Here is a 20,428-nt window from a genome sequence, read left to right on the forward strand (position 1 = left end):
TCCACGTGAAGCAAGGGCATTCGGGGGAGATATTGCCTCTCCATCACGGGGCGTGAAGGAAACGACGCAGCATGAAAAGCACGAGGACGGAGATAACGAATGATCGACGCGCCCATCCAGACTGAACGACTTCTCCTTCGGCCTTACCAACTGAGCGATGCACCTGCTGTCACTTCACTTGTGGGCGATGTACGCATTTCGGAAATGACGTCGAATATTCCCCATCCTTACACAGTGTCGATGGCGGCTGACTGGATCGCCCGGATATTGGCGCCTGCCTCGCCGGCTGTTACATACGCGGTTGTGGAAAGGCACAGTGGTCAATTGATCGGAACCGTCAGCTTTCCACGCGTGGTCGACGGCTGTGCAACGCTTGGCTACTGGATGGGCGTGGCTTACTGGGGCTTGGGCTACGCCACGGAAGCCATGTCAGCCCTGATGGAACATGCCCGCACGACACTTGGCATCCGTCATTTCGAAGCGATGCACATCGCCGAGAACCTGCGCTCCCGCAGCGTGATTCTCAAGCTCGGCTTGGTAGAGGTCGGTACACAGACGCGTGTTATCAAGGGCCGTGAACGATTGCTGGTCGTCTATCGGACCATGACGGTAGCCGACTCGGCCTTGGACTAAATCGCTGGCTCCGGTGTGGCTGGCTTGCCGCAGGGGCCTGGATGATTCGCTTGCGCTGTGAGACAACGGGCAGATCCGGACATGAAAGCCAAATCACCCATGGATACATCTACCAAACCCACCGCCGTTGTCGTTGGCGCCTCCAGCGGAATCGGCGAAGCCCTTGCTCGCAAACTGATCGACGACGGTTGGCGGGTCAGCCTGTTGGCCAGGCGAACGGACCGGCTGAAGGCCATGGCCGAACGCAGCGCGAGCACTACCGTGGCAGCGATCGACCTGTCCCAACCCGACACCGCCAACGCCGCTATGCCCAACTTCCTCGAAGGGCTTGGCCATGTGGATGTGGTTGTCGTCAGCGCAGCGGTCGGACATGTGAATCATGCGTTGGACTGGGCCATCGAAAAGGAAACGCTGATCGTAAACACCGTCGGCTTCGCCGCGATTGCGCAGGCGGCATTCAAGCATTTCGAAGCCCAGGGGCACGGCCACCTGGTAGGTATCTCCTCGATCGCGAAACTCCGAGCGAGCGGTGGCGCCGCTAGCTATGGTGCCTCGAAGGCATTTGTCTCCAGCTATCTCGACGGGCTAAGGGATCTCGCCCGTGGTCATCGCCTTCGTATCGACGTCACCGAGATTTGCCCCGGTTTTGTCGACACGCCGATGTTGAAGGCTAAAAAACCGTTCTGGGTAGTCTCCCCTACCCACGCAGCAAACCTTATCCACCGCGCGATCATCAAACGGCCCAAGCTTGCCTACGTCTCCCGCCGCTGGCGGTTGATCGCCTGGCTCCTCAAAGCGCTGCCTACTCGTTGAGTTAAATGCCCTTCGCCTGTCCGCGGATAGGTCGCCAAACGGTTAACCAAAGTGTCGCAAACCGCTCGAACCCAGTCCGGAGCGAGCTAGCACCGTAGGGTGAATAACTCGCAAAGCGATTATTCACCGTGCCTAAACACTCCCAGAATTCTGCCGCCCAGCGCTGCGAAAAGGCATTCCCGAGCAGCTATTCCATCGACGCCACGACCTGGTCTACATCCGATAACGCGGATGCTCCCTGCCCTGCACCCTTCTTCACGACACTAAAGCTCCCATCCGTCTCGAGCACCACCGCGTGGATATCATCCATCGCTGCATGCCCGCTGCTCCGTATGGCAGACCGTATCTCATCCTCGGTCACCCGCGAACGTCGCATGGCATCCCCGAGGAATCGCCCTTGGTAAAACAGCATCGCGGGCTCGCCCGTCACTGTTTCGCGCACCCAGCTCACCCGGACGCTGGTCCATGTCACGGCGTACTGCAGGCCGATCAACAGCGCGAACGCGAGCACACCCTCCGCCAGGGAGACATCGCTGTTCAGCAGGATGGTGGCAAAGGTGGACCCCAACGCAACCGTCACTACCAGGTCGAACGCATTCATCTTCGACAAGGTCCGCCGCCCCGACAGCCGCAACAACACGACCAGGCTGATATAGGCCAATACGCCTACTACCACCGTACGCACCAGCGTAGAGCCGCTACTGAAAAACATCCCTTCCACGTGAACCTCCGGACCAGCAAGTGTCCGGGGTAGACCGCGTATCGACGCACGCAATTGCATAGCGGGCTCGGCCGTGAAGCCAACCATGCCACCACCGTCACGCTTCATTGCGCTGCCCACGGCGGGTGTGGTCGCTTCCGTATTTTCGGGGCCGACTCTCCAAACCGACGACCGGCATTGGTGTGCAAGGCGGGCTGTTGCTCATCACGCGACAGCGATTCGATCTTCACCGAGGTAAACGGTGGAAGCCCTTCGGGTTTCCACCCTACGGCTCTACGGCCACGATGCGACCCTCGGCGCGAGGCAAACGTGTAGGCGGGTTGGCAACGCGTGACCCACCGAGACAATCGATCCCGCAACCTGGATTCAATGATGCTTCTGGGGTGCGTCGTATCCACTTCATGAATTTTGCTTTTCACCCGGACTTATCCGTCAGGTCGACGCTCTTAGATGAATTAGCGTGGGAGCAGCAAGGATAAGCCTGTGGATAGCCGTGGATTCGTATGGGCACACTTCAAGCTAAACGCGGAACAACGCCTTCGGGGCTTCAACTTTTTCGTCGTGCTTGCCATTTTTGCAGACGGTGGGGTGCTTGCCGCGCTGGAACGCGGCTTCTCGCCGGGGCTATTGATGCTGCTCGGTGCCTTTACCGTGATGCTGGCCGCCGTTTTCTGGCTCGTTGACGCACGAAGCAGGCGGCTGTTGCAGCTCACCATCACGGCATTGAAAGAAATCGAAGCCGAGTTTCCCGAGAGCTACCAACTCTTCGCCAACGATGCGCGCGGTCAGAACCCGATTATCAGCTACACCTTCGCGATCCGCGCGTTACTGCTCGCGCAGATGGGGTTCGGCGTCGGTGTAGTGATGTACGGCTTCTACCAATGGTAAGACTCCTGCGGACGCGGCTTCACCCGCTTGGTTAACCCGGAGGAAAGGCTGCGCTGTTTGGCGCCCTCTTGAGCGAAGAGGTTGCCATTCGTCGAAGGGCTTGATTGCGGGGGTGGTCTGACTCGGCCTCGTAACAAGCATTCTTAGCCACCAGATGGCTTGAACGCGTCCGACGTCGAAGCACCATTCTTCAGGCACAAAAAAAGCCGCTGCGCCCTTCTGGGCGACAGCGGCTTTTGACTCTCGGCTGATCAGCGGCGTGCGCTGCGTACACCCTCCGCCAGTTGGCTGCACAGGTTCAGTACACCATCGATAGCGTCCATGCGGCTCTGCGCCTTGGCGATCTGGTCGACCAGCGCGGAGCCAACAACGACGCCATCGGCCAGGCGGGCGACGTTGGCAGCGTGCTCGGGCGTGCGGATGCCGAAGCCGATGCACACCGGTAGATCCGTGTGGCGACGGAGACGGGCCACGGCCTGCTCGACATGCTCCATCGTTGCGGCACCGGCACCGGTTACACCTGCAACAGACACGTAGTAGACGAAGCCGGAGCTGCCGTTCAGCACCTTCGGCAGACGCTTGTCGTCGGTGGTTGGCGTGGTCAGGCGAATGAAGTCGATGCCCGCTGCCTGCGCCGGGTCGCACAGGTCAGCGTTATGCTCGGGCGGCAGGTCGACGATGATGAGGCCGTCCACGCCGCTTTCCTTGGCCTCCTCCACGAAGCGCGGCACGCCGTACTTGTGGATGGGGTTGAAGTAGCCCATGAGCACGATGGGCGTGGTGGTGTCCTCCTCACGGAAGGCCCGTACCATGCGCAGCGTGGCAGCCAGATCCTGCTTGTTGGCCAACGCACGGATATTGGCGAGCTGGATCGAGGGGCCGTCGGCCATGGGATCAGTGAATGGCATGCCCAGCTCGATCACGTCGGCCCCCGCCTTGGGCAGGCCTTTCAGGATGGCAAGCGAAGCGTCGTAGTCCGGGTCACCCGCGGTAAGGAAGGTCACCAGCGCAGCGCGCTTCTGCTCTTTGAGTTCGGCAAAACGGGTCTGCAAGCGGCTCATGCCTGGCTCTCCTTCTCGACTTCGGCACCCAGGTGGTGCATGACGGTTTGCATGTCCTTGTCGCCACGGCCGGACAGGTTGACGACCATCAGGTGATCGTTCGGCAGGCCCGGCGCACGCTTGAAGACTTCGGCCAGCGCATGGGAAGACTCCAGCGCCGGGATGATGCCTTCGAGGCGGCAGCACTGGTGAAACGCGGCAAGGGCTTCATCATCGGTGATCGAGGTGTACTCGACGCGGCCGATGTCATGCAGCCACGCATGCTCCGGGCCGATGCCGGGGTAATCCAGGCCAGCAGATATGGAATGCGCATCGATGATCTGGCCATCGTCATCCTGCAGCAGAAACGTACGGTTGCCATGCAGCACGCCGGGGACGCCGCCATTGAGGCTCGCAGCGTGCTGGCCGGTCTCGATGCCATGGCCCGCTGCTTCGACACCCACGATCTTGACGCTCGCATCATCGAGGAACGGGTGGAACAAACCCATCGCATTGGAACCGCCGCCAATGCAGGCGACGAGCGAATCAGGCAAACGCCCTTCCTGATCCTGCAGTTGGTCGCGGGTTTCCTTGCCGATCACGGCCTGGAAATCGCGCACCATGGCGGGATATGGGTGGGGCCCGGCGACCGTACCGATGAGGTAGAAGGTGCTCTCGACGTTGGTCACCCAGTCACGCAGCGCCTCGTTCATCGCATCCTTCAAGGTGCCGGTGCCTGCGGTGACCGGAATCACTTCAGCGCCGAGCAGCTTCATGCGGAAGACGTTCGCCTGCTGACGGTCGATGTCCGTGGTGCCCATGTAGATCACGCACTTCATGCCGAAGCGCGCCGCGACGGTAGCCGTGGCCACACCGTGCATGCCGGCGCCGGTCTCGGCAATGATCCGCTGCTTGCCCATGCGGCGGGCCAGGAGGATCTGGCCAATGCAGTTATTGATCTTGTGCGCGCCGGTGTGATTGAGCTCTTCGCGCTTGAGATAAATCTTCGCGCCGCCGCAGTGCTCGGTGAGACGCTCGGCGAAATACAGCGGGCTTGGACGGCCGACGTAGTCGCGCTGGAAATAGGCGAGCTCCTTGGCGAACTCAGGGTCCTGCTTGGCCTTTTCGTACTCATCCGCCAGATCGTGAATGAGCGGCATGAGCGTCTCGGCGACGTACTGGCCACCGAAGCCTCCAAAGAGACCATTGGTATCAGGGCCGGTGCGATAGGAATTCTGTGAACCAGACATGGCATGCATCCCGTGGTTTGGAAGGACAATAGGGCCAGTCTACGCCGTGATTCGGCGACCGAACATGGATAAAACCGCGTAGACGTGTGAGTTTTAATCAACTAAAAGGATAGAGTTGAAGATGAAGTTCGTATGGGTATTCGCTGTCGCAGGCATCGCTGCGCTCGCTGGCGCCGCTGCGCTTCAGCAGGCGAGGCTGAATGATCAAACGTTCATGGCAACCGCACAGGCGCAAGTGGTGGACCTACGCGACGGGTGTCCGACTGTTGAGTTTTATACCGATTCCGGCGCACCGATCCTTTACCGCAGCAACACCTGCAGCACGCCACCTGCGTTCGAGTACGGAGAAACGGTGAACGTCTTCTATGCACCTGAAAACCCTGCAAATGCCCGCATCGACAGCTTCGTCGAGAACTGGCTCGGCAGCCTGATCCTGGGCGGATTCGGCGCGATCGCCCTGCTCGTCAGCCTGCTCATCCTGATCCCCGCCATACAGGGTCGCCGTCGTGCCGTGGAATTGCAGCGCACGGGCCAGCCGGTGGAGGCCGATATCGTGGAAGTCAGCATGAACCGGATGCTCACGATCAATGGGCGCAGTCCCTGGAAAATCGTGGCGCAGTGGCAGGACCCTACCACTCGGAAGCTGCACGTCTTCAAGAGCCAGAATCTGTGGTTCGATCCCAGCCGCTTCGTGGCGGATCTCAAACAGGTTCGTGTATTCATCGACCGGAGAGATCCAAAGCGCTACAGCATGGACACCGGATTCCTACCTACCATCGCGAGGTGACCGTGCTGCCGTCCCTGAATGCCCTGCATGCCTTTGAAGCCGCCGCCCGCCTACTGAGCGTCAGCCGTGCTGCGGATGAGCTGCATGTCACCCATGGGGCAGTCAGCCGGCAGATCAAGACGCTCGAGAGTCAGCTTGGCGTACAGCTCTTCAGCAAGGAAGGCCGGGGGCTACGCCTGACCGAAGCGGGCCTGAGGTTACGGGACGTCGCGGGCGATGCCTTCGCCCGCCTGAATGATGTCTGCGATGACTTGCGCAAGCAGGACGCCAGCGCGCCCTTCGTGCTGGCCTGCCCGGGCAGCCTTCTGGCACGCTGGTTCATTCCGCGCCTGGACAGGCTTAATCGCGACCTACCCGAGCTACGCCTTCAACTATCGGCAAGCGAAGGTGAGCTTGACCCCCGCGGACCGGGTGTCGATGCCACCCTTCATTTCGCGGCGCCACCCTGGCCGGCGGACATGCAGGTCCACGAGCTTGCTGCCGAGCGTATCGGCGCCGTCATCAGCCCGCGTCATCCGCGCTACGCGGCGCTCGCCAAGGCGCCAATTACCGCGCTCTACGACGAGCCACTGCTTCATACAACCTCCCGCCCGCAAGCGTGGCCGCAGTTCGCGAACGCCTGCGGGCTGAATGCTGCGCGCCTCTCGCTCGGGCAGGGTTTCGAGCATTTGTATTACCTGCTGGAAGCAGCCACGACAGGCCTTGGCGTCGCGATCGCACCGCAAGAGCTGGTGGCCGATGATCTCGCTGCGGGGCGGCTTGATGCGCCCTGGGGTTTCGTCGAGACACGCGCACGTCTCGCCCTTTGGGTACCACAACGTCGTGCCGGACGGCGCGCCGAACAGCTCGCCCATTGGCTGCGCATCCAGCTCGCGCACGTCTGACGCGCGTTCCTGTCCGGACCCTCTAGCCTGCGCGTTACGCGCCGCTCCGATTCGACCGCCTGCACGCACGGAAGGAACCAGACCCGCCCTTGCACCTTCATAACCCATGAAGAGCGAGTCGAAACGCAGGGGCAGATGCGCCTACTGCGTCTCTGCTCGAATGAAGCTCACCTCAGGAGAAGATGCATGAGTCCGATTCCGCCGCGCAGACTCGCTGACTCGGCCCCCTCGTGGTACGCGGCGTTCCTGCTCGGCCATGGAGGTCGTGCATGAACGTCGCCGCGGTCAGCCCCCCGAAAGTCCTGCCGACTCGCCCTGTCGCCTTTCTCTGGCACTACGTCGTCCGCCGCCCTTGGCATTTCGGGGGCGTCTTCCTGCTGATCGCCGGGGCGTCCGCGTGTGGCGTGGCCGTCCAGTACGGCATGAAGCTGCTGGTGGATGCGATGGCCACCGACAACCGTGCCGAGGCCAGCGTCTGGTTCCCACTCGGCGTGTTCATTGGCCTCATCGTGATGGAGAACGCCTTCTGGCGAATGTCGGGATGGGCCGGCTGCCGGACCGTGATTGCAAGCTGCGTGGACCTGCGCGTCGACCTGTTCCGCTATCTGACGGGGCACCCGATGCGCTACTTCAGCGAGCACTTTGCAGGAGCGCTGGGTAACCGGATCACCGCCACCAGCAAGGCTGCCGAGGGTATTTATGGCAGCCTCGCCTGGCGCATCATGCCGCCCTGCGTTGATTTCGTTGGCGCCGTGCTCGTGCTGTTTACCGTGCACTGGTACATGGCCGTCGCGCTGATTGTCTTCGTTGCGCTGGTCGCAGGCATTATCGTTGGCTTCGGCATTCGCGGCCGCTACAAGCACCAGCGTTATGCCGCTCAAGCCGCCCGTGTCGGCGGCGAACTGGTCGATGTGGTCAGTAACGTCTGGACGATCAAGGCCTTCTCCGCTCGCGAGCGTGAGGCACAGCGCCTGTCCAACGAGATCGGCATCGAGGCCAAGGCGCACCGCCGCAGCTGGATGTATCTGGAGAAGGCGCGCGTCATTCACGATATCTGCCTTGCCCTGATGGCAGGCGGGATGCTGGTGTGGTCGGTGGTACTGTGGCGCGACGGTAATGTCACCGCGGGCGACGTGGTGCTCGTTAGCACCCTGACCTTCCGCATCCTCAATGGCTCCCGCGAACTCGCCCTCGCGCTCGTCGAGGCCGTGCAGCAACTTGGCGCCATCTCGGACACGCTGAAGATCGTGTTGCAGCCCCATGCTCTGGACGATCCGGAGCCGTCGATCGCCTTGCAGGAAGGCACGATCGAATTCAACAAGGTTGCGTTCAGCTACCCGGATGGCCGCCGCGTATTCGACCAGTTCAACCTGTACATTCCAGCCGGCCAAAAAGTTGGCATCGTTGGACCTTCCGGCGCGGGCAAGTCGACCCTGATCCAGCTCATCCAGCGACTGGACGATGTGAAAGGCGGCTGCGTGATGATCGACGGACAGGACATCAGGCAAGTGAGCCAGGACAGTCTCCGCAACCTGCTGGCAGTGGTTCCGCAGGAAGCCGCGCTGTTCAATCGGACCATCCTGGAAAACATCCGCTACGGCCGACCGGATGCGACCGACGAAGAAGTGATCGCAGCGGCGCGCCATGCGTACTGCGATACCTTTATCCGGGAGTTGCCAAAGGGTTACGACACCATGGTCGGCGAGCGCGGCGTCATGCTGTCGGGCGGTCAGCGCCAGCGGCTCGGTATTGCCCGTGCATTCCTGAAGGATGCGCCAATCCTCATTCTCGATGAGGCAACCTCGGCGCTGGATACCCATTCCGAAGCCGAGATCCAGGCCGCGCTGAACGACCTGATGCAAGGCCGGACCGTGCTCGCCGTAGCGCACCGACTGTCCACTCTCATGGGCTTTGACCGCATCGTGGTCATGCAACATGGGCAGATCGTCGAAGACGACAGCCCTGCCAACCTCCTGGCGGCAGGTGGTCTGTTCGCTTCCCTCTGGCAGATCCAGGGGGCCAGCTTCAAGCACGAGGCGCCGCGGCTATGAGACGGAAGCCAATAGCGTCCGAAGCGCTCGTATCGATCGGCTACGACGCGCGCCGGCAGGTCCTGGAAGTCGAGTTCGACGGCGGGGATGTCTACCGTTATCGGGACGTGCCAATCGAGGTGTACGAGACACTCTTGGCGGCGGAATCGAAAGGCACGTGGTTCAACCAGACGTTCAAGAGCCTGGGATTGGAGTACGAACAGGTGAACTGACCGGCGCGATCCCAGCATCCTCCCGCGCGAGGCGACGTCGCAGCACGGTCAGTCCGCGTTTAACTTTAGACGAGGCGCAAGCCACAGGACGTCACCAGCCTCTCGGCCCCACATTCCACCGCTGCGGCGGGCCGGGGCGTTGCCATCGGGGATTGCCGTAGGAAGGGCCGCCGTAGGCTGGCCCACGGTGGTAACCCTGATGGCCGTATCCACGGCGGCCGTATTCCGGATGACCGGCCCCCGGTTGGCCGGCCCCCGGATGGCCGTAACCCGGCTGGCGGTGGTTGGGCGGGCCGCCATAGCCAGGCGCACGGTGGCCCGGGTCTCGGAAGCCCGGCCGGTGAAAACCAGGGCCTGGGGGACCGCCTTGCCACCGATCATGTCCACGCCAGCCGGGTCTATGGGGCTGGGGACGATAATGGGAGCCGTAGCCGCCATGATAGCGAGGCGCGTCGTATCGGACGGGCGGTGGGCCCGCATTTACGCCGTAATTGAGGATGGGATAGGTCTGGACATTGATGCTTTGCGCGTGGGCCAGCCCGGCGACACACGACATCAAGGCAGCCAGCAGATAGCGTTGCATGAGCGACCTCCTGGTCGTCCGCGGAACCGCTTCGGGGACATCCAAGGGACAGCAATCGACGTACGATATTTGACCGCGCCGCGCACTTTTCATGTCCAGTTATGACAAGTGAGCTTGATATCGAGCGCTTTGCCCACCTTCGAAGCAGGCCGACCGGACCGCCACATCGCTTTCAGTCGTACAATGCTTGCTCCGGTTGTCGCTTGCTGAAACCATGCGCCAGCTGCCGTACCGCTTCTTTAGACGATTTCATGACGCCCTACTCGCCCGCCCCCTCCACGCTTGCCGCGTGCCAACATCCCGTGATGCCGGCGCGCGTTCGTCATGGCTGAGCGGTCGCGCCGGTTCAAGTGGCTGTGGCTGGCGGTTGCCTACCTGGCTATCGCCGTGGCGATGATCGGCGTCGTCGTGCCAGGCCTCCCAACGACGGAGTTCGTGCTGCTGGCGGCATGGGCGGCCAGCAAGAGCTCGCCACGCCTGGCCGCGTGGCTCGAGAATCACCGGTTGTTTGGGCCGATGCTGCGGGACTGGAAAGACGGAGGTCGTATCAGCCGCCGCGTGAAGATCACCTCTACCCTGACGATGCTGGCGGCATTCGCTTTCATGGCGCTGACGGTCTCCCATCGGCTGTCGGTCATCTGCACGGGCGTGCTCATGCTGATCGGCATGGGCTACATCTGGTCGCGTCCTGATCGCCGTCCTCCCGCGGACCCGCCGGACGATCATCCCAACGGCCCCGATGGTCACAGCTAAAACGCCCGCGCTCGCCCGTCCGACTTACACTAGCCCTTCTACCGCAACAGGAAACGCCCGATGTCCTCGAACAAGCTTCTGCTTGATCAACAGCTCTGCTTCGCGCTGTATTCCACATCGCTCGCGATGACGAAGCTGTACAAACCGCTGCTTGCTGAAATCGGGCTCACCTATCCGCAATACCTCGTGATGCTCACGCTCTGGGAGCGAGACGGGATCCTGCTGAAAACACTCGCTGACCGCTTGCATCAGGATTCCGGCGCGCTCACGCCCGTGCTCAAGCGCCTGGAAGCCGAGGGATATCTGGTACGCCGCCGTGGCGCGAGCGATGAGCGCAGCCTGTCCCTCGAGCTGACCGACGCAGGCCGCGCGCTCCAGCAGAAGGCGCTGCATGTCAACCAAGCCGTCGGCAGCGCGTGCGGCCTGGACGATTCGGAGATGAGCGAGCTGCGGGCGCGTCTGACCGCGCTTCGCAAGCGTTTGGAAGACGACTGAACGGCCAAGCGGAACCGTTCATCCCCTCGAAGCGAGACGACGGCGTGATCCAGGGTCCAAGCGATTGGGGCAACCGGGCATAATGTCGCCCCCTTAAAATGACCAGGCCCGCACTCGCTTCATGACAAAGCACTATTACGGCCTCGAGTGGCTCCGCTTTCTGATGGCGCTCTACATGGTGATCTACCATCTGGGCGGCCTCTATGGCGACGCGCCACAACTCTTCCGGCAGTTGGTCGGCATGGGTTTCTACGCCACCAGCACGTTCTTCCTGTTGTCCGGCTTTTTATTGGCCCACGTCTGCCTTAACGACCACGGCCAGATGAAGGGCAGCCCGAAAGGCTTCATTGCGCGACGACTGTGCAACCTTTACCCGATCCACGTGATCACGTTGATCATTGCGCTATCGCTCCTCTTCTTCCGCGAGTCCGTGGCCGAAGGGGTTTTCGTCTATTACAACCAACATCCGTACGCCCCGGTCGAGAGCACCTATGGCGAGGGCCTTCCGCCGCTGGGCTGGTTCGCGGCAGGTATGCACGTGGTGATGCAGTTCCTGCTGCTCCAGTCCTGGGAGCCGCGCTTCCTCTGGTTGAACGGCGCTACCTGGTCGATTTCTGCCCTACTCTTCTTCTATCTCCTGTTCCCGGTAATCGGCCCAAGACTGATGGCGGCGCGCCGCTGGATGCTCATTGGCTTCTCTGTCTGGGGCCTGTATCTACTCGCGCCCGCCGTGGCCACCTGGCTCGATGCCTACGACTACATCACTGTCGGCGTCATGCACCGTAACCCCATCGTCCGCCTGCCCGAGTTTCTGATCGGCATTCTGCTGTACCGCGCCATCAAGGAGCCTGCTGTCGAGGCGTGGGTGGCTCGCTACCGGTATGCGCTGATCGCGGTCGGCCTGAGCAGCCTGGCACTGGGCGCATGGCTGTTGAACGAGGATGGCAAACGCTGGTTCTACCTCGTCCACAATGGTCTGCTCACACCGTTCCAAAGCATGCTTTTGCTGGCCTGCACGACCTTCTCGGCGCCGCGCTCCGACTCGGTCCGCCACATCGCGCAACGGCTGGGCGAAGCGTCGCTGTGCATCTTCGCCATCCACACACCGCTGATTGGGCTGATTGCACCCTGGACGCGCCGCATCCTCACCTGGTTGGACGAAACCCAGGAGGCTGCCACCGACGTGATGAGCGATGTCGTGGAAGACATGATGAGCGAGGCCGTTGGCGATGCGATCACGCAGGTCACGATCCCGCTCTGGGCGTTGATCCCGCATCTGCTGTTCATCGTCGCGCTGGGCCTGATCTTCCAACGCTTCCTGATCGGCCCCATACGCCGCTGGCTCGAGAAGCGCCTGCCCAGTTCGTGGCAACCGCGCCGGCGTAGCGCTCATGTGGGGCCCAAGCCCCCAGGCGAGTCGAGCCGCTAGCGGCTGGGCAACGAAGGTACGCATGATATAAACAGGCTCATGAGGGGCGATCCGACACTCACAACATCCGCCCCGCCTGAGGAGCCTTCGATGAAATACCGTCTGGAAGACACACGGGTCGATGCCCATCCCGAGAGCTGGATTGCACCCAGCGCCGATGTGGTCGGCAAGGTGCGTCTCGATGAAGGCGCCAGCGTCTGGTTCGGTGCGGTGATCCGCGGCGACAACGAACTCATCCATATCGGCCGAAACAGCAACGTGCAGGACGGTGCGGTTCTGCATACCGACATGGGTTCGCCCCTCACGCTCGGCACCGGCGTCACCGTCGGGCATCAGGCCATGCTGCATGGCTGCGAGGTGGGCGATTACAGCCTGGTCGGCATCCACGCCGTCGTGCTCAACGGCGCGAAGATCGGCAGACACTGCATTATCGGCGCGAATGCGCTTGTCACCGAAGGCAAGGTTATTCCTGACGGTTCCCTGGTCATGGGTTCGCCGGCACGCGTGGTGCGAGAACTGACCGAAGAGCAGCGCCGCGGCCTTGAGGCAAGCGCCGCGCACTATGTCGACAATGCACGACGCTATGCGCGTGGCCTGGAGGCGGACGCATGACAACACCCATGAAGATCGTTATCGCTCCAGATTCCTTCAAGGACAGCCTGGGCGCACCAGGCGTCGCGGACGCCATCGCGGCAGGCGTCCGCTCCGTGTGGCCCGATGCCGATATCGTGTGCTGTCCCATGGCAGATGGCGGCGAAGGCACCGTCGAATCGGTGCTCGCGGCCGCTGGTGGCGAATGGCGGAAGACGCGCGTGGAAGGCCCTCGCGGCGACCCTATATCGGCGGCTTGGGGGTGGATTGCTGCCGAGCGCACTGCAATCATCGAAATGGCAACCGCCAGCGGGCTCATGCTGCTGACCCGCGAGCAGCGTGACGCAACCGTCACCAGTTCGATCGGTACGGGCGAGCTGATCCGCGCGGCCCTTGATGCCGGCGCGCAGCGGATCGTCCTGGGTATTGGCGGAAGCGCGACCAACGATGGCGGGACCGGTCTGCTTTCGGCACTTGGGATTCGCTTTCTCGACGCGGAAGGCAATGCCCTGCAACCGGGCGGCACCGCCTTGGCCCACTTGGCAACTATCGATCGCTCAGCAATCGATGCGCGGCTTGAGACCGTTCGGCTGGAGGTGGCCGCCGATGTGGATAACCCCCTGTGCGGGCCGCGCGGCGCATCACAGGTATTTGGGCCGCAGAAAGGGGCATCGCCCGAACAGGTACATGCACTCGATACCGCACTCGCACGCTACGCCGATGTCGCCGCGGCTACGCTGGGGCACGATGTCCGAGACTTTGCCGGCTGCGGCGCTGCAGGCGGTATCGGCTTTGCCATGAAGGCCTTCTTCGACGCCCGCTTTCGACCCGGCGTCGAGGTCGTGGCCGAGCTGACGCACCTGGATCAGGCCATGGAAGGCGCGGATCTGGTGATTACGGGTGAAGGGCGCATGGATGAACAGACGCTGAGTGGCAAGACGCCGATGGGCGTCGCGAAAGTCGCTGCGAAACGCGGCATTCCCGTGCTGGCAATAGCCGGCTCACTGGGCGACGGCTACGAGAAACTCTACGAACACGGACTGGTGGCTGCCTTCAGCCTCGTTCCCGGCCCGATGGCGCTCGCCGAAGCCTGCGAGCAGTGTGGCGCGCTGCTGCAGGCTTCGGCGCGGGACATTTGTAGGGTGTGGGCTGCGGGCGCTGGTCGTCATTAACGGCAGCGCCCAAGCTGTCAGAAGGCGGGTGTCTTCACCTTGCCTTCGCTGAAGAACCGCTCCAGATTCTCCAGGGTCAACGCCTCCATGGCAGCGCGCGTCTCGCGCGTACCACTGGCCATGTGAGGCGCAAGCACGACGTTGTCGAGCTCGAGTAACGCAGCGGGCACATTGGGTTCGTCTTCGAACACGTCGAGCCCGGCACCGGCGATCTGCCGTTCCGTCAGCGCCGATACCAGCGCGGCCTCGTCGACCACCAGGCCACGCGCCACGTTGATGAGATAACCCTCACTGCCCAGCGCCCGCAGTACATCGGCGTCGATGAGGTGACGTGTTTCAGCACTCCCTGCCACGGTCACGACGAGGAAGTCGCACCACTGCGCAAGGGCCCGCAACGAAGGCTCATGGCGGTAACCCACCCCGTCGACCGGACGACGACTGCAATAGGCGATTTCCATGTCGAAGCCGCTCGCACGACGTGCCACCTGCTGCCCGATCTGCCCGAGACCGACGATCCCGAGGCGCTTGCCGTACACGCTTGTTGTTAGCGGATAGCGTGCCTGCTGCCATTTGCCAGCGCGGACATAACGGTCCGCAGCGGAGAGGTGTCGCGCCACATCCAATACCAACGCGAAGGCCAGATCAGCGACACAGTCGTTCAGGGTGCCAAACGTGCCGGACACCTGAATGCCACGGTCCCGGGCGATAGACAGATCAATCTTGTCGAGGCCGACGCCACGACAGGACACTACCTTCAAGGCAGGCAGGGACTGCAGCAGATCGGCCGGCACGCCCGTGGGCGCTGCCGTCGCGATACCAACGATCCGATCGCCCTGTTCGCGAACCAGCGCCGCCTGGTCAGGCGCCTCCCAGCCGCGAATCACCTCGTAGCGCTCGGCCAGGTCGGCGTCCAGCTTCGGAGACAGGGCACACATTTGCAGAATTACAGGTCGAGTCATGGAATGGATCCTTTGTCTGCATCAGGCTGCATTGAGCGGCTGATGGGGCTTACGGAACTTGCGAATCTCTTTCACAGCGGTGACCGCAACGACGGCGAACGCCGCCAGCAGGGCGAGCCCGGAAATCGGTTCAGTGATGAACGGCAAGAAATCACCGCGACTACTCATGAGGCCGCGGCGCAGATTCGTTTCGATGATGGGGCCGAGGATGAAGCCCAGCAGCAGAGGCGTTGTTGGCAGATGGGCTTTCTTCATTACCCAGCCGAGAACGCCGAACGCCAGCATGCAACCCACGTCGAACAGGCGATTGTTGATGCCGTACGAACCGATGACGCAGAGCATCATCACCACTGGCAGCAAGATGTGCTTGGGTACGGACAGCACGCGCACGAACCCACGCATCAGGCCGAAGAGGCCAAACACCATCACCAGGTTGGCGACCACCAGCGCTGTGAAGATGCCGTAGACAAGCACACCCTGGGTCTCGAAGAGCATTGGGCCGGGCGTGATGCCGTGAATCATGAAGCCAGCCAGCAGGATGGCCGCGGTGTTGTCGCCAGGGATGCCGAGCGTCATGAGTGGCACGAGCGCGCCGCCGGTCGACGCATTGTTGGATGACTCGCTGGCAACCAGGCCGTCCGTGACGCCCGTACCGAATTTCTCTGGATGCTTCGAATACTTCTTCGCAGCGCCATACGCGAGGATATTGCAGACAGCACCGCCTAGCCCCGGCAGGATGCCGATGACCGTACCAATGACGGACGAGCGCAACCAATTGAGAAAGTGTCCCGCGCCCGCCTTTATGGAAAAGCCCATCTGCCGAAGGCTGAATGCGGCCGGCTTGACTGGCTTTTCTACCTTGCGCGACTCGGCCATCTCCAGCACCTGGGAGACCGCGAACAAGCCGATGAGGGCCGGCAGCAGGGAAATGCCTGCATCCAGTTCGCTCCAGTCAAAGGTGAAGCGTGGGAAGGCCGTGATCGGCGCCATCCCGACGAATGCGACCGTCAGCCCGAGACCCGCAGCAATCAGGCCACGTGCCAGTGACTCGCCACTGAGCCCCGCTACCAGCGTCAATGAGAACAGCGCAATGGCAAAGTATTCGTACGGCCCAAATTGAACGGCCACCTCCGCCAGCATTGGCGCCACGAGAAACAGCACGGCGAGGCTGAACAGACCACCAAAGAATGAACAGATGATCGAGACGGACAGCGCCTTCCCCGCCTCGCCTCGCGCGGCCATCGGGTGACCGTCGAAGGTGGTTGCCACCGATGATGGCGTACCGGGGATCTTCAGCAGCACGGCCGAGATCAGGCCGCCGGACGTACCCCCGATATAAAGGCCCATGAGCAGCGACAGGCCATCGACGGGCGACATCGCGAACGTCACGGGCAGGAACAGCGCCACGCCCATTGTGACGGTCAAGCCTGGGATTGCCCCAATGACGATACCTAGGAGCGTGCCACCGGTGATGAGTAGCAACGTCTGGAAATTCAGAACGGACAAAATGCCTTCGAGCAACATCGTTCACCTCCTCAGCCCAGCACGCCGGCGGGCAGGCTGACATCGAACACGTCGACGAATACGTAGTAGAAAAGGACCGCCGGTACCGCTGCGGAGAGCGCGAAGAGCAGATAGCGGCGACGATGCTGTTTGCAGAGGATGAGGATCTGCAGGAATACGTAGACGACTGACGCCAGCACGAAGCCCGCCGAGTCCAGTACTGCCACATAGCCGGTCATCAGTGCGATGCTCAGCACGACTGCGCCGATGCCACCTGACGTCTCGTCCTCCTGCGGCTCGGACCTGACGTGCGTGGCGACCGAGGTGTCGCGTCGCCAGGCGGCCCCTATCAGGGTGAGCCCCACCAACAGGAAAAGCGCGGCCGTCAGCTTGGGAACGAAGCCCGCTCCGACACCAATCGATGCGAAATCCTTTACGTCGAGACTGGCCCAGTACAGAACGACAGCCAATGCCAGCGACGCCAATCCTGTCAGCGCATCCAGCCGCTGACGCTCGTTGAATCCGAACATAGTGCCCCCTTGCGTAATGGAGCCCGGGATACGGGCTCCGCAACGATCACTTGGCGGTGAACAGCTTCTGGTACTGCTCGAGCGACTGATACTGAGAAGCGGCGTACTGCGTTGCTTCGTCCGGACCCATATAGGTGGGCGTCAGGTAGAACTTGCTCGCCTCGGCCTGGTACTCGGGATTTTCAACGACGCGCTTCACCGCGCCTGAAAAGGTATCGACAACCTCTTTGGGAGTGCCTTTAGGCATGGCAAAGAAGAAGAACTTGCTGAATTCCAGCGGGTGGCCTTGCTCGGCCGTCGTCGGCACGTCCGGGATCAGCGGGTTACGCTCCTCGGAGAGCAAGCCGAGATTGATGAAGTCGCCCGACGCGAAATAGTCCTTGGCGATGCCGTATTGCACGTTCGCGAGGTTGATCTTCTTTCCGCGCAGCGCAACGATCTTGGCGGCATTGCCGCCTACATCGACCAGCGTCATCTGGGCGCCGAGTTGCTCTTCCAGCGCCGCCCCCACCAGATGCGGGTAGCCGCCTGTCAGCATGCCGAACTCGACTTCGCCCGGGTGCGCTTTGGCATAGTCCACCATCTCGTTCATGGTCTTGTAAGGCGCGTCCTTGTGCGTCACAAGAACCGTGGTGTTATCCACTAGCGCGACGGCTACCATCTGAAATGCATCAAGCCCGAAATCCACAAGCCCGGCGAGCTTCGGCACCATGCCCTCCCCGTGGAAGAACAACGCGGTGTAACCATCGGGCTTGGCCGACATTACCCGCCGCATCCCGATGGTGCCGCCGCCACCGTCGACGTTGACCACGGCCAGCGACTGGCCGAGCTCATTCTCCAGATACTTATTGAACAAACGCGCGTTCACATCCGTGTCGCCGCCTGGCGCGATTGGCAGCACGACCTGAATCGGCTTCTTGGGATAGTCAGCGGCCTGGGCTACCACCGGTGCCAGTACGGCAGCGGTAAGCATCAGAGCCTTGGCGAGGGTGCGAATGGGGGAAAAGTGCATGTCGTTCTCCTTGTTATTGTCGATGCAAAACAGGTCAGCCACGGCCACGCGGCCCGGCCGATACAGCGGGGGCTTACAGGTGGTAGGAGGAAGTTCGGGGCAGACGCGAAAGGAGCGGCAGCCATGAATTGAGGGCAGCCGGAGAGCCAACGGTGCGTATAGACGGACTTGTCATAGGAACCTCGAAGTTATTTTTGTTGAGGTCAGATGATTGCGCTGTCATTAGACAACTCCACTAAAGCAGACATGCTTAGTGATTTCAATACCGGATCGGCAAATTCTTTCGGGCCAGCCGAAGGCTCTAGAACGGCGTTAAACGTATCAGCACGCGACAGCGGGCGGTCGACTGCAACATCGAAGTGGTCAGACAAGCTGAGGAAATCAGCAAATACCAACGGTCATTCAATGACCGCCAAACTGCATGTCCGAGCGCATTCCGAGCAGGCTCGTTGTTGGCATATTCATAGGCAATCGCGCATGGCTTGGCTTGAGCCAGCAGCGAGGCTGGGCATTTCCATTTGTCGGATCAGCCAAACTGGACCTAAGCCAGAAAAACCGCCTGGTAACGACTACCTGCCGCCAATGACGCGCACGGTGGGCTCCCACCCACCGGCTCGTCTGATAGCGCGAATGGTCACCTGGAAAAGCCTGACACGTACCTCGATACCATGCAGGCCTTTCGGATCAGGCTAGCTGTCAACGCACCAGGCACGGCTTCTTGTTATCGAACTTCCAACCCGGAACCAGGTACTGCATTGCCACTGCGTCATCCCGCGCGCCGAGGCCCATCGAGCGGTACAGCTCGTTTGCCTTGTTCAGCTGATCCATGTCGATCTCGATGCCCAGGCCTGGCTTTTTCGGCACCTGCACCATGCCGCCTTCGATTTTCAGCGGATCCTTGGTGAGGCGCTGACCGTCCTGCCAGATCCAGTGCGTGTCGATAGCCGTCACCTTGCCGGGCGCCGCCGCGCCAACGTGGGTAAACATGGCCAGGGAGATATCGAAGTGGTTGTTGGAGTGCGAGCCCCAGGTCAGGCCCCAGTCCGCACAGGTCTGTGCGACACGCACTGAACCCTGCATGGTCCAGAAGTGTGGGTCGGCCAGCGGAATGTCGACGGACTGCAGCGACAGCGCGTGGACCATCTGGCGCCAGTCGGTGGCGATCATGTTGGTGGCGGTTAGCAGGCCGGTTTCGCGGCGGAATTCAGCCATGACTTCACGACCCGAGAAGCCGTTCTCGGCGCCACAGGGGTCCTCGGCATAGGCCAGAACGTCGTGCTGGTCGCGGCAAAGGCGGATCGCTTCTTTCAGAGACCACGCCCCGTTGGGATCCAGCGTGATGCGTGCCTCGGGGAAGCGTTCGGCCAGGGCCGTCACCGCTTCGATTTCCGCATCACCTGCCAGCACGCCGCCCTTGAGCTTGAAGTCGTTGAAGCCATAGCGCGCATGCGCGGCTTCGGCCAGGCGGACGATCGCTTCGGGGGTCAGCGCCTCTTCATGGCGCACCCGGAACCAGTCATTGTCGGCATCCGGCTCGCTGCGATAGGGCAGGTCTGTCTTGGTGCGGTCGCCCAGGAAGAACAGGTAGCCCAACATTTCCACCGCATCGCGTTGCTGACCCTCGCCGAGCAGCGCCGCGACAGGTACGTCGAGATGTTGACCAAGCAGGTCAAGCAGTGCCGACTCCAACGCCGTAACGGCATGCACGGTGATGCGCAGGTCGAAGGTCTGCAGGCCGCGGCCACCAGAATCGCGATCGGCGAAGGTCTGGCGGACACGGTTGAGCAATTGCTGATAGCGGCCGATGGGTTGGCCGACAAGCAGGTCACGCGAGTCCTCGAGCGTCTGCCGGATCTTCTCCCCACCAGGCACTTCGCCAAGGCCGGTACGGCCGGCGCTATCCTTCAACAGCACAACGTTGCGGGTGAAGTACGGGCCATGCGCGCCGCTGAGGTTAAGCAGCATGCCGTCGTGGCCGGCCACAGGGACGACGATGACTTCGGTGATGACTGGGGTCTGCGACACAGGTGTATTCATGGGCGATTACCTGGATTTGTTGTTGTGAGGCGCTGATTCGAGAACACGCTATGACGTGTTAATCGCTGGCACTCATCATACAAGC

The 20,428-nt window shown here is 61.9% G+C and carries 20 protein-coding genes; 12 read left to right on the plus strand and 8 right to left on the minus strand.

The window, feature by feature from the left end; translation table 11 throughout:
- The first annotated feature begins 99 nt into the window (after nt 1–99).
- The gene (locus tag ACY8D3_RS18290) at nt 100–633 is read left to right on the plus strand and encodes a GNAT family N-acetyltransferase (RefSeq protein WP_462380244.1); all 534 of its coding nucleotides are present in this window, start codon (nt 100–102) and stop codon (nt 631–633) included.
- 81 nt (nt 634–714) lie between these two features.
- Nucleotides 715–1,446 (plus strand): SDR family NAD(P)-dependent oxidoreductase, encoded by a 732-nt coding sequence (locus tag ACY8D3_RS18295; protein ID WP_462380246.1) that lies wholly within the window; start codon nt 715–717, stop codon nt 1,444–1,446.
- Between the two features lie 187 nt (nt 1,447–1,633).
- On the opposite strand, the gene ACY8D3_RS18300 is transcribed toward ACY8D3_RS18295, so the two are convergent.
- Nucleotides 1,634–2,167, minus strand: a complete 534-nt coding sequence (locus ACY8D3_RS18300) for a DUF421 domain-containing protein (RefSeq protein ID WP_462384437.1) — start codon at nt 2,165–2,167, stop codon at nt 1,634–1,636.
- Nucleotides 2,168–2,650: 483 nt separating this feature from the next.
- Here ACY8D3_RS18300 and ACY8D3_RS18305 point away from each other — a divergent pair, with 483 nt between their 5' ends.
- Nucleotides 2,651–3,055 (plus strand): hypothetical protein, encoded by a 405-nt coding sequence (locus tag ACY8D3_RS18305; RefSeq protein WP_462380248.1) that lies wholly within the window; start codon nt 2,651–2,653, stop codon nt 3,053–3,055.
- Between the two features lie 251 nt (nt 3,056–3,306).
- On the opposite strand, the gene trpA is transcribed toward ACY8D3_RS18305, so the two are convergent.
- Together trpA and trpB are read right to left on the minus strand one after the other, a co-directional pair.
- On the minus strand, nt 3,307–4,116 hold the full coding sequence (gene trpA, locus ACY8D3_RS18310) for a tryptophan synthase subunit alpha (RefSeq protein WP_462380250.1): 810 nt from the start codon (nt 4,114–4,116) through the stop codon (nt 3,307–3,309).
- Complete coding sequence (trpB, locus tag ACY8D3_RS18315; RefSeq protein WP_462380251.1) at nt 4,113–5,345, minus strand: tryptophan synthase subunit beta; 1,233 nt, start codon at nt 5,343–5,345, stop codon at nt 4,113–4,115. Before trpB ends, trpA begins: the two co-directional genes overlap by 4 nt.
- 121 nt (nt 5,346–5,466) lie before the next feature.
- Here trpB and ACY8D3_RS18320 point away from each other — a divergent pair, with 121 nt between their 5' ends.
- The 9 genes from ACY8D3_RS18320 (at nt 5,467) to ACY8D3_RS18360 (ending at nt 14,302) form a co-directional block, all read left to right on the plus strand.
- Nucleotides 5,467–6,132, plus strand: a complete 666-nt coding sequence (locus tag ACY8D3_RS18320) for a DUF3592 domain-containing protein (protein ID WP_462380253.1) — start codon at nt 5,467–5,469, stop codon at nt 6,130–6,132.
- Between the two features lie 2 nt (nt 6,133–6,134).
- The gene (locus ACY8D3_RS18325; RefSeq protein ID WP_462380254.1) at nt 6,135–7,016 is read left to right on the plus strand and encodes a LysR family transcriptional regulator; all 882 of its coding nucleotides are present in this window, start codon (nt 6,135–6,137) and stop codon (nt 7,014–7,016) included.
- A gap of 269 nt (nt 7,017–7,285) precedes the next feature.
- A complete protein-coding gene (locus tag ACY8D3_RS18330) occupies nt 7,286–9,067 on the plus strand; it encodes an ABC transporter ATP-binding protein (protein ID WP_462380255.1) in 1,782 nt (593 codons plus the stop codon).
- Complete coding sequence (locus ACY8D3_RS18335) at nt 9,064–9,279, plus strand: KTSC domain-containing protein (RefSeq protein ID WP_462380256.1); 216 nt, start codon at nt 9,064–9,066, stop codon at nt 9,277–9,279. The genes ACY8D3_RS18330 and ACY8D3_RS18335 overlap by 4 nt, the downstream gene beginning before the upstream one ends.
- Nucleotides 9,280–10,186: 907 nt before the next feature.
- On the plus strand, nt 10,187–10,615 hold the full coding sequence (locus ACY8D3_RS18340; protein WP_462380257.1) for a YbaN family protein: 429 nt from the start codon (nt 10,187–10,189) through the stop codon (nt 10,613–10,615).
- A 60-nt stretch (nt 10,616–10,675) separates the two neighbouring features.
- Nucleotides 10,676–11,110, plus strand: a complete 435-nt coding sequence (locus ACY8D3_RS18345) for a MarR family winged helix-turn-helix transcriptional regulator (protein ID WP_462380258.1) — start codon at nt 10,676–10,678, stop codon at nt 11,108–11,110.
- 121 nt (nt 11,111–11,231) lie between these two features.
- Nucleotides 11,232–12,539: an acyltransferase family protein gene (locus ACY8D3_RS18350; protein ID WP_462380259.1), complete on the plus strand. Its 1,308-nt coding sequence runs from the start codon at nt 11,232–11,234 to the stop codon at nt 12,537–12,539.
- 90 nt (nt 12,540–12,629) lie between these two features.
- Nucleotides 12,630–13,151 carry a gamma carbonic anhydrase family protein gene (locus tag ACY8D3_RS18355; protein ID WP_462380260.1) on the plus strand — a complete coding sequence of 174 codons (522 nt, stop codon included), beginning with the start codon at nt 12,630–12,632 and terminating at the stop codon, nt 13,149–13,151.
- A gap of 8 nt (nt 13,152–13,159) precedes the next feature.
- The gene (locus ACY8D3_RS18360; RefSeq protein WP_462384438.1) at nt 13,160–14,302 is read left to right on the plus strand and encodes a glycerate kinase; all 1,143 of its coding nucleotides are present in this window, start codon (nt 13,160–13,162) and stop codon (nt 14,300–14,302) included.
- A gap of 17 nt (nt 14,303–14,319) precedes the next feature.
- Here the strand turns inward: ACY8D3_RS18360 and ACY8D3_RS18365 are convergent, their stop codons facing one another.
- From ACY8D3_RS18365 to gudD, 5 genes are all read right to left on the minus strand, one after another.
- Nucleotides 14,320–15,261, minus strand: a complete 942-nt coding sequence (locus ACY8D3_RS18365) for a 2-hydroxyacid dehydrogenase (RefSeq protein WP_462380261.1) — start codon at nt 15,259–15,261, stop codon at nt 14,320–14,322.
- A gap of 21 nt (nt 15,262–15,282) precedes the next feature.
- The gene (locus ACY8D3_RS18370) at nt 15,283–16,785 is read right to left on the minus strand and encodes a tripartite tricarboxylate transporter permease (RefSeq protein WP_462380262.1); all 1,503 of its coding nucleotides are present in this window, start codon (nt 16,783–16,785) and stop codon (nt 15,283–15,285) included.
- A gap of 11 nt (nt 16,786–16,796) precedes the next feature.
- Nucleotides 16,797–17,294: a tripartite tricarboxylate transporter TctB family protein gene (locus ACY8D3_RS18375; RefSeq protein WP_462380263.1), complete on the minus strand. Its 498-nt coding sequence runs from the start codon at nt 17,292–17,294 to the stop codon at nt 16,797–16,799.
- A gap of 46 nt (nt 17,295–17,340) precedes the next feature.
- The gene (locus tag ACY8D3_RS18380; RefSeq protein ID WP_462380264.1) at nt 17,341–18,306 is read right to left on the minus strand and encodes a Bug family tripartite tricarboxylate transporter substrate binding protein; all 966 of its coding nucleotides are present in this window, start codon (nt 18,304–18,306) and stop codon (nt 17,341–17,343) included.
- Nucleotides 18,307–19,002: 696 nt separating this feature from the next.
- On the minus strand, nt 19,003–20,343 hold the full coding sequence (gudD, locus tag ACY8D3_RS18385) for a glucarate dehydratase (protein ID WP_462380265.1): 1,341 nt from the start codon (nt 20,341–20,343) through the stop codon (nt 19,003–19,005).
- Nucleotides 20,344–20,428 lie beyond the last annotated feature (85 nt).

Source organism: Pseudomonas sp. Marseille-QA0892 (assembly GCF_054950135.1).

Coding starts and splice junctions, on each gene's coding strand:
- ACY8D3_RS18290 (WP_462380244.1), top strand. CDS start 100: ATGATCGACGCGCCCATCCAGACTGAACGACTTCTCCTTCGGCCTTAC.
- ACY8D3_RS18295 (WP_462380246.1), top strand. CDS start 715: ATGAAAGCCAAATCACCCATGGATACATCTACCAAACCCACCGCCGTT.
- trpA (WP_462380250.1), bottom strand. CDS start 4,116: ATGAGCCGCTTGCAGACCCGTTTTGCCGAACTCAAAGAGCAGAAGCGC.
- trpB (WP_462380251.1), bottom strand. CDS start 5,345: ATGTCTGGTTCACAGAATTCCTATCGCACCGGCCCTGATACCAATGGT.
- ACY8D3_RS18320 (WP_462380253.1), top strand. CDS start 5,467: ATGAAGTTCGTATGGGTATTCGCTGTCGCAGGCATCGCTGCGCTCGCT.
- ACY8D3_RS18330 (WP_462380255.1), top strand. CDS start 7,286: ATGAACGTCGCCGCGGTCAGCCCCCCGAAAGTCCTGCCGACTCGCCCT.
- ACY8D3_RS18335 (WP_462380256.1), top strand. CDS start 9,064: ATGAGACGGAAGCCAATAGCGTCCGAAGCGCTCGTATCGATCGGCTAC.
- ACY8D3_RS18340 (WP_462380257.1), top strand. CDS start 10,187: ATGGCTGAGCGGTCGCGCCGGTTCAAGTGGCTGTGGCTGGCGGTTGCC.
- ACY8D3_RS18345 (WP_462380258.1), top strand. CDS start 10,676: ATGTCCTCGAACAAGCTTCTGCTTGATCAACAGCTCTGCTTCGCGCTG.
- ACY8D3_RS18350 (WP_462380259.1), top strand. CDS start 11,232: ATGACAAAGCACTATTACGGCCTCGAGTGGCTCCGCTTTCTGATGGCG.
- ACY8D3_RS18355 (WP_462380260.1), top strand. CDS start 12,630: ATGAAATACCGTCTGGAAGACACACGGGTCGATGCCCATCCCGAGAGC.
- ACY8D3_RS18360 (WP_462384438.1), top strand. CDS start 13,160: ATGAAGATCGTTATCGCTCCAGATTCCTTCAAGGACAGCCTGGGCGCA.
- ACY8D3_RS18365 (WP_462380261.1), bottom strand. CDS start 15,261: ATGACTCGACCTGTAATTCTGCAAATGTGTGCCCTGTCTCCGAAGCTG.
- ACY8D3_RS18370 (WP_462380262.1), bottom strand. CDS start 16,785: ATGTTGCTCGAAGGCATTTTGTCCGTTCTGAATTTCCAGACGTTGCTA.
- ACY8D3_RS18375 (WP_462380263.1), bottom strand. CDS start 17,294: ATGTTCGGATTCAACGAGCGTCAGCGGCTGGATGCGCTGACAGGATTG.
- ACY8D3_RS18380 (WP_462380264.1), bottom strand. CDS start 18,306: ATGCACTTTTCCCCCATTCGCACCCTCGCCAAGGCTCTGATGCTTACC.
- gudD (WP_462380265.1), bottom strand. CDS start 20,343: ATGAATACACCTGTGTCGCAGACCCCAGTCATCACCGAAGTCATCGTC.